Source organism: Mycolicibacterium pyrenivorans (assembly GCF_025821625.1).
Classification (GTDB): Bacteria; Actinomycetota; Actinomycetes; order Mycobacteriales; family Mycobacteriaceae; genus Mycobacterium; species Mycobacterium pyrenivorans.
Map to the genome: position 1 here is coordinate 1 of NZ_JACKSH010000249.1, position 934 is coordinate 934.

Consider the following 934-nt stretch of genomic DNA (forward strand, 5'->3'; position numbering starts at 1 on the left):
CTGGGCGACAACCGAGCGCCAAGAGCACGTCGCGGACACCGTCCACACCGCAAACCAGCAGGTCACAACCCTGCCCGACCGCCGGACTACAGATAACCATCGAAAGCTTGAANGCGCGCATCCGCAGGGCGGTGAACGCCCGAGGGCACTTCCCGACCGAGCANGCCGCGCTCAAGTGCGTCTACCTGGCGATCATGAGCCTCGACCCGACCGGGAAGGGACGACAACGCTGGATGAACCGCTGGAAGGCACCGCTCAACGCGTTCGAGATCGCCTTCCCGCAACGACTCACTCCAGGCCGAAAGTAACACTACGACAACCAGTTACACCGTTAACTTGACAGTCTCTCATCCCGAGAGACGGTCAACAGACGGTGTGCGGCTCGACCAGGTGTTGTCCGACAAGGGCGATCGTCTCTTCTATGACTACGACTCGGGGACGGATGGGAGCACGTGCTGGTTGTCGAAGACGTTTTCGATGATCCACCCCCGAGTCCGGTCTGTCTCACGGGCAAGATGGCCTGCCCGCCGGAGGACTGCGGCGGCCTCGGGGGCTACGAGGAGTTGGCTGCGTGGGTTCGTGGCGGATACGACTCGCAGGCAACGCCCATGGGGCTCAGTGCTCGGGAGATGCGGGACTGGCTGCCCCTGGGCTGGCATCCCGACCGTTTCTCGGTGGCCGAGACCAACGACGCTCTGGCCGCGCTGATGACGAGTTGAGCTCTCCTTCACTGCCGAGGTCCACGGAGCTGGGGTCTGAAGCCTCCTGTCTCGAGCAGGGATCGGGCGACGTAGTTGGTGAGGTTGCGAAAGCCCAGGGCGGAGCCGCGGAGGTGTTTGGCATTCCCCCGAGACCGTGGAGGCATCAGCTATAAGGAGTAGCGATGTCAGAGAAACGGAAGAAGTACGACCGGGAGTTCCGTGAGGGGGCTGTT

At 63.0% G+C, this 934-nt stretch carries 1 protein-coding gene and 1 pseudogene; both read left to right on the forward strand.

Annotated elements, in window-relative coordinates; translation table 11 throughout:
• Nucleotides 1-98: 98 nt before the first annotated feature.
• A pseudogene (locus H7I57_RS26870) lies at nucleotides 99-308 on the forward strand (transposase); the annotation flags it as partial.
• 144 nt (nucleotides 309-452) lie between these two features.
• Complete coding sequence (locus H7I57_RS26875; protein ID WP_264027356.1) at nucleotides 453-719, forward strand: IS1096 element passenger TnpR family protein; 267 nt, start codon at nucleotides 453-455, stop codon at nucleotides 717-719.
• The last annotated feature ends 215 nt before the right edge of the window (nucleotides 720-934 follow it).